Origin of the sequence: Streptomyces sp. NPDC088354 (assembly GCF_044753585.1) — a bacterium.
Classification (GTDB): Bacteria; Actinomycetota; Actinomycetes; order Streptomycetales; family Streptomycetaceae; genus Actinacidiphila.
In genome coordinates, this window is sequence record NZ_JBIVNJ010000026.1 from 98,968 (window position 1) to 111,975 (window position 13,008).

The 13,008-nt window shown below is 70.3% G+C and carries 5 protein-coding genes and 1 pseudogene; 3 read left to right on the forward strand and 3 right to left on the reverse strand.

All coding sequences use genetic code 11. The features are described 5' to 3' along the window. Positions 1–482 precede the first annotated feature (482 nt). Together ACIP98_RS29745 and ACIP98_RS29750 are read right to left on the reverse strand one after the other, a co-directional pair. On the reverse strand, positions 483–1,946 hold the full coding sequence (locus tag ACIP98_RS29745) for an amidase family protein (RefSeq protein ID WP_401978903.1): 1,464 nt from the start codon (positions 1,944–1,946) through the stop codon (positions 483–485). 210 nt (positions 1,947–2,156) lie between these two features. Continuing rightward, positions 2,157–2,318, reverse strand: a complete 162-nt coding sequence (locus tag ACIP98_RS29750; RefSeq protein ID WP_401978911.1) for a hypothetical protein — start codon at positions 2,316–2,318, stop codon at positions 2,157–2,159. Between ACIP98_RS29750 and ACIP98_RS29755 the strand changes: the two are divergent. Then, positions 2,319–2,494: pseudogene (locus ACIP98_RS29755) on the forward strand (cardiolipin synthase B); the annotation flags it as partial. Between the two features lie 1,835 nt (positions 2,495–4,329). Here the strand turns inward: ACIP98_RS29755 and ACIP98_RS29760 are convergent. Continuing rightward, positions 4,330–7,923 carry a S8 family serine peptidase gene (locus tag ACIP98_RS29760; RefSeq protein WP_401978905.1) on the reverse strand — a complete coding sequence of 1,198 codons (3,594 nt, stop codon included), beginning with the start codon at positions 7,921–7,923 and terminating at the stop codon, positions 4,330–4,332. Between the two features lie 1,454 nt (positions 7,924–9,377). Here ACIP98_RS29760 and ACIP98_RS29765 point away from each other — a divergent pair. Together ACIP98_RS29765 and ACIP98_RS29770 are read left to right on the forward strand one after the other, a co-directional pair. Further along, entirely contained in the window at positions 9,378–10,919 is a 1,542-nt protein-coding gene (locus ACIP98_RS29765) for an alkaline phosphatase D family protein (protein WP_401978906.1), read from the forward strand. Further along, on the forward strand, positions 10,912–12,174 hold the full coding sequence (locus ACIP98_RS29770) for a hypothetical protein (RefSeq protein ID WP_401978907.1): 1,263 nt from the start codon (positions 10,912–10,914) through the stop codon (positions 12,172–12,174). Before ACIP98_RS29765 ends, ACIP98_RS29770 begins: the two co-directional genes overlap by 8 nt. Positions 12,175–13,008: the final 834 nt, after the last annotated feature.

The window sequence follows — 13,008 nt, forward strand, 5'->3', positions numbered from 1 at the left end:
TGCGGCGATATATCCACCCACGGGGGCTCGTTGGGCTGGCCGGCAGCGGCTGCCGTGGGCGTCGCACTTTTCAGCCTGTACCGCATCTACCGCCAGCTGCGAGGGCGCCGACGTGCCTCGGAACCTGACAACCATGGCTGACGACAACAGCGGCGGACGACAGCAGATCTGGGCACCTGTGGGCGGAATCGGCCCTGCCTGCCCGGCACGGACCGGACCCGGCTACCGCGCAGCTGCACGGCGCAATGCGGGTCCTGCTGCCGCCGGGGCTGTACCGACGCGTGCACGACAGTGGCCGCGACTCGGCTGAGCGCGGCGACTGCCGTTCCTGGACTCCCCCGGGAATCACGCGCCGGCTGCTCGTGGGCGAGGAACTCCGCGAGACCACCGCCGAATAGCGCGGGGCCTGATGGAGGACGCCGGGGAGGGCTGAGCACGGGACCGCCACTGGGTGCAGGGGCGGTCCCGCGAGCGGCCGCCCGTCAGTGCTCCGCCTCCGCCGTCCTCGGCGCCGGCAGGACCGGGGGACGGCGGCGCAGCAGGGTGGGGTTGACGGCGGACGGCGGTCTGCGCAGCCGCGTCGTTTGCTCGTAGTCGTACGCGTAGCCGAGCAGCAGCGGCTCGCTCCAAGCCCGCCCGAGGAAGGTGATGTTGAACGGCCTGCGGTTGGCCGCCAGGTAGCCCGCGGGGACGGTGACCGAGGGGTAGCCGGCCTTGGCGCCGATGGACGAGCTGCCGCTGTTCACGAACAGCAGGGCGGTGACGTCGTGTTCGGCCATGAGGGCGTCAATGCGGTCCTTGCTCTCCTCCACGTCCCGGGCGCGGGCGGCCTTGTACTCGACGGTGTCCGCGCTGTCCGGTCCGAGGTCCCTGGCCTGGGCGGCCAGGGCGAGCGTCTGCCCGAACTTCAGGGCCAGGTCCGCGTGGGCCTCGTTGCGGGCGATCACGTCGGCGAGGGTGCGCACCGGTGCCCCCTCGGGCAGTCGCGCGAGGTAGGCGTTGAGGTCGCGCTTGAACTCGTGGCTCAGCACCGGGGAGGCGACGTCGTACCGGCGGCGCGCCTCGATGCCGACGTCGACGAGCTCGGCGCCGCGTCGCGCCAGTGCGTCCAGGGCCGCGTCCCACAGAGCCCGTTCGTCCGTGCCGTCCTCGGGCGTCTGTTCCGCGACGACGCCGATGCGCGCGCCGCGCAGGGCGTCGGGTGACAGGTCGGCGGTGAAGTCGTGCCCTTCGAGCGGGTTGCCGGCGGTGGCCGGGTCCTCGGGATCGCTGCCGGTCAGGACGGTGAGCAGGGCGGCGGCGTCCGCGACGGTGCGGGTCATCGGGCCCGCGGTGTCCTGGCTGGAGGCGATGGGCACGATGCCGGTGCGGCTGACCAGGCCCAGGGTGGGCTTCACCCCGACCCCCGACGTGGCCGACGCCGGGCTGAGGATGGAGCCGTCGGTCTCGGTGCCGATGGTGACGGCGGCCAGTCCGGCCGCGGCGGCGACCCCCGAACCGGCGCTGGAGCCGCTCGGCGTCTCGCTCAGGTCGTACGGGTTGAGCACCTGGCCGGCCAGCGAGCTGTAGCCGCTGGGCATGCCGACGGTGAGGTAGTTGGCGAACTCGGTGAGGTTCGCCTTCCCCAGGATCACCGCCCCCGCCTCCCGCAGCCGGGTCACCAGTGGCGCGTTCTGTGCTGGATGGGAACCGGCGAGCACCACCGAACAGGCGGTGGTCGGCATGCCGAGGACGTCGATGTTGTCCTTCACGAGCACCGGTATGCCCAGCAGCGGCCCGCCGGGGTCGCCGCCGGCCCTGCGCGCGTCGGCCACCGCGGCCTCCTGCAGGGCGGCGGGGTTGACGCAGCGCACCGCGTTCAGGGCCGGTCCTCCGACGTCCAGGTCCTCGATGCGCCGCAGGTAGGCGCGGGTGAGGGAGACGCTCGTCGTGCGGCCCGAAGCCATCAGGGCCGACAGCTCCGCGACCGCCGCGACCTCCAGGTCGGCGGGGAACGGTTCGTGCGCCGCCGCGACGGCGGCGTCGGTCCGGCTGCCTGTCGATGCCGGTTCGGGGTTGGTGTTGACGTCGATGTCGCCCTCCAGGGTGAGCGGTGCGCTGACGCGCCCGGTGTCCGTACGCCCCGGCGGCCGTCTCGTGGGGCGACACCATGATGCTCACACGAAGCGGCGGATGGGCGCGGTCGCCACCTCCTGGACCCGCTCCAGTGCCGGCCGGTCGTGCCGGCGGGTGCCGTCGACGGGGGCGCTGCGCAGCAGGTCCTTGTCGAAGTGGGCGTCGAGGATGGACGTGAAGGACTGGTCGAGCACCGCCAGCATGACCTCCTCGTCGTGGTCGAGGGAGCGGCGGTTGAAGTCGAGATCCTGCTGCCGGGGCCGTACACCGACAAACGCGTCTGCCAGATGGGCGGGCAGAGGTACTAACGCGGTTCCTGGACTGCGGTGTGCGGATCTGGCACTACCTGCCGACGATGATGCACGCCAAGGTCATCACACCTTTACACCGCGCGCCGCCGCGTGGCAGAGCAGGCCGACGAAGTGGGGGTCGGGCGCGAAGTACGCGGTCGCGAGCCGGGTGCGCTGCTCCGCGGAGGCGATCACCACGAACGAGGAGCAGGGTGCGCATGTCCTGACAGCCGACGCTCGCCGAGCCGCGTACGACCTGGGCGATCGCGCCTCCGCTCTGCTCGTGCTCGCCGAAGCGGTCGCGGTCGTCGAAGAGCCCGTTGCGCCGACAGTCGGCCCAGTTCTGGGCGGAGGCCGCGGCCAGCCCGTCCACCGCGGGGCCGGTGACCCTGACGTGGGTGTCCCGCCACCGAGCGCCGCGCCGTTGCCCGCCCGCGTGTTCGAGGAACCGTTCGTTGGTGCGGCAGTATCCGGCGGTGTAGACGGCACAGAAGCTGCGGACCCTGCGGGGAGCAGCCATTCCACGAAAATCCGATCACCCACGGTTCGCCATGCACTTCTTCTCACTCGCTCCTGTCACGAAACTCCCGACCGGCCACGGAGCGAGGAAGAGGGTGTCAGGACGGTCAACTGCGGTCATCCGCCGCCCCTGCTGCGCCACCACAGCCAGGTGACCCCGTTGAGTATGGTCCTCGCCGCGCCACAACACGGACGTGACAGGTGGGACTCCCCCCGGTCGGCGTCTGCAGCACGTAGAGTTGGTACGCCGGCTCGAACGCCCCAGGCTGGTCGCCGACCCGCCGCCGTACCGGCCCAGCCCCGTTCTTCGGGGCCCGCTCCATCTGGACATCGAGCAGTGTGACCGTTGATACGGCAGCCGCGGGCAGATGAAAGTAGCCAGTCTGATCACGGGTCGGGGCGGACTGTCCAGGGTGGCCGAAGCTCGGCGCGCCGCAGGAGCACCTGTCATCGGAGCACGGCGAGGCCCCTGCCGCCCAACGCCAGTCCTACGCCTACAACCTCCATGAATCACGCGCCCTGGTCGCCGTCACCGCGCGCTCCAACCGGTCCAAGTCGGGTCAGGACGTCGCCGAATGGCTGCCGCCGTACGCGGCCGCGCGCTGCGAGTACCTGGCCGACTGGGTGACGAGGCGCGGTGCAGTCCGTCAACCATGAGGAGGCCCAACCGTAGCCACCACGGCGGTGGCCAGAATCACCAGGAAGAGAACAATCCCTACGGCGCATCCACGAACCCCACCACGACAATGGGGTCGCTGCCGCCCCAATCGCTGCAGTCGTCCCGCCGAGGCAAGGCACTGGCGACCATCCCCCGGGTGTAATAGCGGCGTCGGCGTCAGGACCCTCGGCCGCTGTCGCGGACGAAAGAGCGTCATCGCCGACTACTGGGGGGTGATCACCCGCATGCGATCGGCTCCCCGTCGCATCCCTGAGGAACGGGCCGTTCGGCTCCTTCGTGTGCACGAAGGGGTGCGCGTCCCGGCCGCCCTGCGGCGACGGCAGCCCGGGCATCGAGGTCGCGCTGCCGGTCATCTGCTCCCGGAATCACATGTACTGACCGGGTGTCGCACCGGGAGGGGCGCCCACTGACGCCAGCTGGATACTGAGTGTAGATACCGGTCATCCGCTACCGCGCCGTGCGTGCCGGCGTCATGGACCCGGCAACGATCGAGGCCGACGTTCGCGCCCTCGGGCAGCCTGGAGTGCCGGCGGGAGCAACCGGGCTCCTCGTCTCACTCTCGTGATGCCAGGGCTGCGCCCATCGGCAACCCCGGTGGGGCACGTCGGACACGAGGCGGGGATCCAGGGCTTGCGGTGGCCCTGTCGGCCTGAGGCGGGACCGCTGGATGCGGTCCCGCCCATGGGGCGGCCGGCCCGGGCCGGCCCGGGCCGGCCCGGTGGGTCCCTACTTCAGGCCGAAGGCCCGGCTGATCTTCTGTGTGACGGTGTTGCCCTGGTTGTCGGCGGCGCTGGTGCGCAGGGTCACGAACTTCGCCTTGGAGGGGGCCTTCAGACTGGTGCTCCAGCCGGCTGCGGTACGGGTCAGGGCCGCGTGCTGCCACGTGGCGCCGTCGTCGTAGGAGATGTCGAGGCCGACCGTTCCGATGGTGTCGGAGGCGGGAGCTCCGGCGAGGTGCGAGGGAGTGACGGTGATCGCCGCATGGCGGCCGGTCTTGCCTTCCGCGTTGATGCCCTCGACCGTGTAGTCGAGCTGGATCAGCGGCAGAACGGCGTAGGTGCCGGGCGCGGGCTGCGCGGAGGTGAAGCCCCACTCGGTCCTGGTCGTGACCGAGTAGTCGTTCTCCCAGAAGTCCCGGGCGTTCTCCGAGACCAGGCGGTACGGCCGCTTGTCGGGACTGTCCAGCGTGAGGGGGTACCGAGGGCTGCCGATGGTGTCGGTGGTGGACTCCCTGAGCAGGAGCGGATCGCCCTCAGGCAGTACCTCGTACATCTTCACGCTGTTGCGGACACCGGTGTTGAACAGGGTCCTGCCGACGTGCCCCGGCTCGGAGTCGGCCCACCCCGGGATGACCGCCAGCACTTGGTCGCCCACCCGCACCGGGACGAAGGTGCTGTTCAACCGGGGACGCTGGATCGGCCCGAAGTAGGCCAGGTGCGAGGTCGTGCCGCTCGGGTACCGCTTCACGAAGTCGCTGCTGATCTGCAATTGCTGGTTGACATCGGCCTGCTCCACCCAGTCCGTGTCGCGTGACACCCAGTCGGTGCGCTCGGCCTGGGCCGGAGTGGGCAGCGGGTTCGACCCGTAGAAGGTCTGCCACACCGCGGAACGCAGCTCCAGGGCCCGCGCCGGCCGGTTGTTGCGGAAGGAGACATCCACCCGATTGAGGTCGCCGCTCTCCGGCCGGTAGGTCGGGTCCGAGGGGATGGCGTCCCAGTGCTTGCTGATGTCGTACAGGTAGTCCGTGGTGGGCTGGTAGGTCACCTCGAGCGGAATGTTCCGGCCCGGCTTGATCTGGGCGATCAGCTCGTCGCCCTCGTCCGCGGTGAGCGAGGCCACCGTCAGGGGAGGCGGGTTCCCCTCCTGGGCGTACGGGTTGTCGAGGTCGGTGCCCCACGGGTCCAGGCGGCCGTCACTGTCGTTGACGACCAGCAGCAGTTTCGCGCCGGCCTGGGCAGCCTGCTGCGCCTGCTCGGCCGGCCCGACGGAATCGCTGCGCCGGACCACGACGGCCTTGCCCGAGGCGTTGAGGCCCGCGTACGCGTCGCTGCCGCCCTCACCGGCGAAGACGGCCTTGAGCCGGCGCGTACCGTCCTTGAGCGGTGTCTGTCCGCGGGCGACGATCATGTCGTCGAAGGTGCGCGTGTCGGAGGCGACCGTCAGGGCCGGCTCCGTCAGGCGCCAGTCGCCGCCGAACCCGAACGTGCCCGTGGTGACCGGCTTGGTGGGCAGGGCCCACACGCTGTCGTACTCGGTGGAGGGCCACCGCTGCATCATCAGGGAGTTCCCGCTGTCGAACCCGCGGTAGAGGTCGATGCGCGTGTCCGCGGGGGTGCTTTCCTGCGGGGTCCGGACGGAGACCTGCTTCGCGCCGGACGCGTCCAGGTTCACCGTGGTGTCCTTCTCGACGACGACCTCGGGGGCGGTCAGGATCGCCCTGCCCTTGGAGTGCGGTCCGTGAGCGCCCTGTACGTCGCCCTCGAGGGTCACCAGGTACGTCCCGGCCGGCACGTTCACCGTGCCGGTGCCCGATGCGTCCAGTTGCAGCGGCCCCATGGTGGTCTTCTCGCTGATCAGGTACACCTCGCCGGTCATCGGGCGGCCGCTGCGGTCCTTGCCGTTGAGCGTGAGGGTGAAGCGCGGAGCCTGGAGGTAGGCGCCGATCACGGTGTGGGCCAGCAGGGCACCGGACGGGCCGGTGGCGAGGATCTGTCCCGAGGTCGTGGTGTCGCCCTTGATCAGGCCGAAATCGGTGGTGAGGGTGGCCTTGCTGCTGCCGTGCGCGGGGACGGTCACCTGGCGGGCGGACAGCGAGAACGCGCCCGCGGGAGCCGCGGGCACCTGGATCGCCAGGTCGAGAGTGACCGGGGCGTTCCCGGTGTTGGTGTAGGTCACCTCCTTCTCGGTCTTCTGGCCGGTGGGAGCCGAGGCGTCGCGGTAGCCGCCGAACACGCTGCCGGTGGCGAACACGGTGCCCTTGACCGCGGCGGAGGCGTCGAGGCGGCCGCTGCCGCCCTCGTACGGGCTGTACTGGGGAGTTGCGTGGGTGGTACTGACCAGGCCGTCCTTGAGCTGCTGACCGGTCCAGTCCGGGTGGGCGGCGGCGAGCAGCGCGGCGGCGCCGGCGACGTGCGGGGTGGCCATGGAGGTCCCGCTCAGCGTCTGGTAATAGCCGGTGCCGTCTTCGGCGTACTGCGAGCGGGCCGCCAGCACATCGACGCCGGGTGCGGTCAGCTCCGGCTTCAGGCCGGCGTCGCCCTGACGCGGGCCGGTGCTGGAGAACTCGGCCAGGGTGTCCGAGGTGTCCACCGCGCCGACGGACAGCGCGGCGTCGGCGACACTGGGCGTCGAGACGGTGTAGGGGCCGTCGTTGCCGGCCGCGATGGTGAACAGCGCACCGGTTTCGGCGCTGAGCTGGTTCACGGCCTCGCTCAGCGGGTCGTGGCCGTCGGTGGGTCCGGCGCCCAGGCTCATGCTGATGACCTTGGCGTGCTGGTCGCGGGCGGCCCACTCCATACCCGCCAGAAGCCAGGAGTCCTGGCCGCTGCCTTCGTTGTCCAGCACCTTGCCGATGTGCAGGCGCGCGCCGGGAGCGACACCCTTCTCCTTGCCGTCGGAGGCGGCGCCCGTGCCGGCGATGGTCGAGGCCACGTGGGTGCCGTGGCCGTTGCGGTCCTCGACATCCTGGTCGGGCACGAAACTTTCGCTCGCGGCCACCTGACCGACCAGGTCGGGGTGCTGCGTGTCCACACCGGTGTCCAGCACGGCCACGTCCACACCCTGACCGGTGTCACCGCCCGCCCACACCTGCGGCGCGCCGATCTGCGCGGTGGTGTCGGCCAGCGCGGCCTTGACCTTCCCGTCCAGCCAGACCTTCGCGATCCCGCCGTGCAGTTGGCGACCGGCATCGGCATCGGCACCGCGGCCGCTCGCCGTCGCGGTGCCGCCGGTGAGCGACTGCCAGAAGTCACCGGCCTTGGACCGCGACTCGGACAGCGCCGCCCCCTGGATGCTGCTCAGGGTGCGGGTCCTGGCGGCGCCGGACGGCACGCCCTGGGTCCGCGCGCGGACGGCGGCGTCGGTATAGGTGACGATCAGGGGCAGGCTGCTGCGCTGCTCGTCGTCGTAACCGTCCGCCAGCAGCTTCGTGACGTTGAAGAGCTCACGGTCCAGCTTCCCTGCCGCGACGTAACCAACGGCCGCGTCGGGGTACATGTAGACGTCCTTGCCGACCTTGTAGGTCGTGACGCCGGTGAGCCGGCCGTCCACACCCTGCACGGAACGGGTGACCCTGCCCAGGGCGTCGGTGGTTACCGTCACTTTGTCACCGGTGATCAGCGTGACGGTGCGCGCGGCCGGACGAGATGCCGCCGCCCCGATCGACGCCCGCTCCGACGCACCACCCCCGGAAACAGCCGAGGCGGGCAGGAGCGGCTGGACCACCAAGGCGGCCAGCGCCACAGCGGCCGCAGTCGCCACGCGTCTGCCGGCAGGTACAGATGAATTTCTGATTCTTCGCATGGATAAGAGTGATTCTTTCCGAGATGAGCATGGTCGGCCGCCAGCGCGGCACAAAGTTCCTGCCGGTCTGTCGGACCTTGTTTCGCGTGACAGTACCGGCAGATTCGACATCACGTAAGACATGATCAGACCCAATGTGAGAGAAATGGCCTCCCGAAAGACGCCGGCATGGCTCAACGTGGCTGGATTGCAGGCGAGTTGAGGTCGAGGACTCGTCGAAGAATGCGAATACCCGAGCCGGCTGGACTCCGGACCGGGGGCGGCCGGCATTCGTTTCAATGGAGACGAAACAAATGGCGCGCATATCCAAGAAAGATGGCGCCCGGATTCATGCAAATGAGGTCTGCGAAACAATACGGGCGGCGGGGATGGTCCGTCGCAATCCACTGGCGACTTCGGTCACGTCCGCTGGGGTGCTGTATCCACGGTCACTTGGTGGTCCATTTTTGTCTTGTGCGGTGGGTTGGGTTGAGAGTCTTGGTTCGTCGGTTCCTGACTCGATGGGGTGGAGGCGGGCCTTGGCGAGCAGGTCGCGGCCCGTGGAGCGGCGGGCTTCGGTCCATTCGTCGTTCCGCTCGGCCGGGACTGCGCCGACCAGGAGGATCATGGCGGTGCGGTCGGGAAAGCCCCCGACCATTCGGCCAAGGTGTCCGGGTGGGACTACCGGCCAGTCTCCGGCGCGGTCCGGCCCGCGGCCCGTGCCTACGCGTTCGACGAGTCCGGCCTCCTCGGTACACGGCCGACCGGCGGGTCCTGTTGGGCCCAAGGGCTGTCCCGTAAACGATCTGCACGCCGTCTTGTGCAGGGTGGGCCTTCACCTGCTCCGGAGGGTTACCCGCCGAGGGTCAGGTTGTGCAGTCGCCGGACACCGAGCATGGCGGCTGCGTTCTCGCCGGCCGCTGCGAGCACCCGGCCGGCGTGATGCCTTGGCGCGTTCCGGGAGACATCGGTGGTATCCACTGGGCTCCCCAGCGTGCGAGGTGAGGGCCCGTCAGGATGTGCTGCTCGTCGGTCGAGGCATGTCGGCAGATGAAGGACGGGTTGCGTGTCAGGGCCGTCATTGGACGGGCGGTGAACGGAGGCCGAGGATGTGAACAGTGCGGCTGAACCGCAACGGCTGATCAGCGGCGCAATCCCAGCTCAAACACCCGCGACATCCATACAAAACCCACCAACTGGCGGCTTTGTCATGTCACTTGACCGCCCTCATCGCGGGGCGGGAAGTTCACCTGCGACCGCGAGCATCTGCGGCCATGAGCAACCTCAGTCGCCGCATCTTCATCCTAGGCGGGCTCACCACCGCGAGCGTCGCAGCGCTCCAACTCGGGGCGATGGCCCAGCCGTCGGCCGCCGCCTCCACTCCCTTCCCCTTCACTCTCGGTGTCGCGTCCGGCGAACCGGACGACAGCAGCGTGGTTCTCTGGACGCGTCTGGCTCCCGCACCGACCAACGCGGACGGTCAGGGCGGCATGCCCAACGCCGACGTCGCCGTCGACTGGCAGGTGTCGACCAACCAGAACTTCACCACCCTCGTCAGCTCCGGTACGTCCACCGCGCGCTACGCACAGGCCCACGCGGTGCACGTGCTGGCCGGCGGACTCGCCCCGGACTCGGAGTACTACTACCGGTTCCGGGCCCAGGGATTCATCTCCCCGGTGGGCCGGACCCGCACCGCGCCGGCTCCGAACACGGTCGGGCGAGACTTCACCATGGCCTTCGCCTCGTGCGCCCACTACGAGCAGGGCTACTACACCGCTTACCGACGCATGGCCGACGACCGCCCCGACCTGATCCTGCACTTGGGCGACTACATCTACGAGGGCGGCGCCACCGCCGGCGCCGTGCGCCAGCACCTCGGCAGCGAGATCGTGTCGCTGGCCGACTACCGGCGCCGCTACGCGCTCTACCGCAGCGACCCCGACCTGCAGGCCGCGCACGCGATCGCGCCGTGGCTGGTCGTGCCGGACGACCACGAGGTGGAGAACAACTACGCCGACATGGTCCGCGCCGACAGCAGCCCCGTGTTGACGACGGCCCAGTGGACCGCACGTCGTACCGCCGCGTACCAGGCCTACTTCGAGAACATGCCGCTGCGGGCCGCCGCGACCCCCTCCGGCAACAGCATCCAGCTCTACCGCCGGGTCCGCTGGGGCACCCTCGCCACGTTTCACATGCTCGACACCCGCCAGTTCCGCGACGACCAGGCCTGCGGCGACGGGACGAAGGTCTGCGCCGACGCCGATCTGCCGGCCCGTTCGATCACCGGCGCGGCTCAGGAGGCATGGCTGCTCGACGGACTCGGCCAGCACCTGAGCACCTGGGACCTCATCGGCCAGCAGGTCTTCTTCGCCCGCAACGTGAACTCGGCCGGCGCGATGAACATGGATGCCTGGGACGGGTACCGGGGCAGCCGGGCACGGATCCAGCAGGGCATCATCGACCGCGGCGTACGCAACCCGGTCGTCCTCACCGGTGACGTGCACGCGTCGTGGGGCAACGACCTCAAGGCCGACTACGCCAATCCGTCGTCGGCGACGATCGGCTCCGAACTCGTCTGCACCTCCATCACCAGCACCGGCAACGGAAGCGCCACCACGGCGATCCCCAACGGATCGCTCAACCCGCATCTGCGCTTCTACTCCGAACGGCGCGGCTACGTCCGCACGCACATCACGCCGTCGCAGCTCACAGCCGACTTCCGGTCGGTGGCGACGGTGACGGAACACGGTGCGCCGGCGACCACTGCCCGGACCTTTGTCATCCACGACGGAAAGCCGGGGTTGGCCGATGCGTAAGCTCTCCGTACTCGGCGCAGCCATCGCCGGCCTGGTCACCGTCCTCGCCGTCGTCGCCCCGGCCTCGGCGGCGGGTCCCTCGTCCTGGGCGACCGCCAACAGCGACTCCGCGGGTGACCAGGACACCGCCTCGACCGCGGCCAACCGCCTCGGCGACGTCGCGGTGGTGTGGGAGGACGACCGCGACTCGACCAACCCGGGCGACGGCGCGCACAGCGACGTGTGGGTGCGGATGTACCGCAACGGCGTCTCGGCGTACGAGAAGAAGCTCTCGGCCGGCGGGACCGCGGGCGCGGCCTGGCGGCATCTCCAACCCGACGTGGGACTCGACGACCGGGGCAACGCCGTCGTCGTGTGGGCGGAGGACCCGGACGGCAACGGGTACGACAACATCACCTACCGTGTGCTCTCCCCGGCCGGCGCGCTCCTCGGCTCCGGCCAGGCCAATGCGAGCGCCGACGGCCAGCAGATCCATCCGCGCGTCGCGGTCGATCCGGACGGCGCGCCCAACAGCACCACGGCGGTCGCGTTCTCCGTGGTGTGGGAGGACATCCAGGGCACAGCGGCGGCGACGGTGAGGGCAGCCGGCTTCACCGGGACCACGACCAAGGCCTACGAGGTGACGGTCAACGCGGCCGGCGGCGCGCACCACAACCCCGACGTCGCGACCTCCGCCTCGGGCGACGCCGTCGTCGTCTGGGACGAGGACACCGACAACAACGGCGTCTACCAGATCGGTCTGGTGAAGCTGGCCAAGGCGAACGGGGCTGTCGCACTCAGCCGCCGCAGTGCCAACAGCCTCGGCGGCGGGCAGCAGCAGCGCCCAGCCGTGGCCGCCGACTTCAACGGCGACTTCGCCGTGGCGTGGGAGTCCGATCACACCGGGACCCGTGGCGTCTGGGCCCGATCGTTCACCGCGACCGGCACCGCCGGCTCCGCCGAGGTCGAGCTCTCCAGCGGAGCCGGAGCCGGCAACCCCACTGTCGGCATCGACGACCAGCGCGACACCGTGGTCGGCTGGAGCGTCGCCGGCACCGATCCAGCGGTCTGGGCCCGGGGCCTCAACCCCGACGGCACGTTCGCCGGCCGGTTGCCGGCCCAGTCCGTCAGCCAGGTCACGACCGGTCGGCAGGAGCAGCTCTCGCTGGCTTCCTCCCCGTTCGGCACGCTCTCCATGGCGTACACCGATGACAACGACGGCAATTCCTTCGACCAGGTCCTGCTGAGTCTGGGGGCGACCAACTCGGACTGGTGACGTCCTCTCGATCCGCGGACGAGCACCGGGCCACCCCGCGTGGGGAGATCCGGCAGCCGGTTCCGGAACCGCGCGAGAACGCGGTCCTCCAGCACCGCTGCCGGCTCACCGGCCACTTGGTTCGAGGACCTGGCACGGCGTGCGTCGCGTACCGCCCCCATGGCCGCCGCCGATGCGCCTGGCTCGAGGACGTCTGCCTCGCCTGACGGGCGTCTGGCGAGGCCCAGCGGCTCGGATCCCCCAACCGTGGGGATGCGGGCCGCTGGGCTGCGTGAAGGCTGAGATCACCCGGTGGGCTACTGAATGTGCACTGGTCAGTACGCAGGGCGATTCTTGCTGTGGGCTCGCTGCTGCCTCCGAAGCTCTTCTCTTCTGGTGAGCGGCGCTGCCGCGCGTTGCGGGCCGCTTTGCTGGAGGTGGCGTGTTGTCTCGAATAGACGTGCCTCAGGCGCCTCAACGGCGGCGCCGAGTATGTGTGCGGATGTGGACGGTGGCCGCGAGCGTGGCCCTGACGTCCAGTGCTCTGACGGGTGCCGCGTATGCGGAAAGCGCCGAGGGTGGCATGGCTGATGCCGCAAAACCCAGCGCCGTCGCCGGTCTCGCGGACCCGTGCTTGCTGTTCCCGGACTTCCCCGGGTACTGCCCCGGCCGCCCCGGGCATCACGGGCACCCGGGGCGCCCCGGGATTCCCGGCCCGCCAGGGCCTCCCGGGCCTCCCGGACCTCCCGGACCTGCTGGTCCTGTTGGTCCTGCCGGTCCTCAGGGCGAGACCGGCCCGCAGGGGCCACCTGGTGTCGCCCCGGCTCACGGCCTGATGGACTACGACGAGCCCGG

What these genes read in the sequence shown, in the direction of transcription:
- ACIP98_RS29765 (WP_401978906.1), top strand. Translation starts at nt 9,378, where the DNA reads ATGAGCAACCTCAGTCGCCGCATCTTCATCCTAGGCGGGCTCACCACC.
- ACIP98_RS29745 (WP_401978903.1), bottom strand. Translation starts at nt 1,946, where the DNA reads ATGGCTTCGGGCCGCACGACGAGCGTCTCCCTCACCCGCGCCTACCTG.
- ACIP98_RS29770 (WP_401978907.1), top strand. Translation starts at nt 10,912, where the DNA reads ATGCGTAAGCTCTCCGTACTCGGCGCAGCCATCGCCGGCCTGGTCACC.
- ACIP98_RS29750 (WP_401978911.1), bottom strand. Translation starts at nt 2,318, where the DNA reads ATGCTGGCGGTGCTCGACCAGTCCTTCACGTCCATCCTCGACGCCCAC.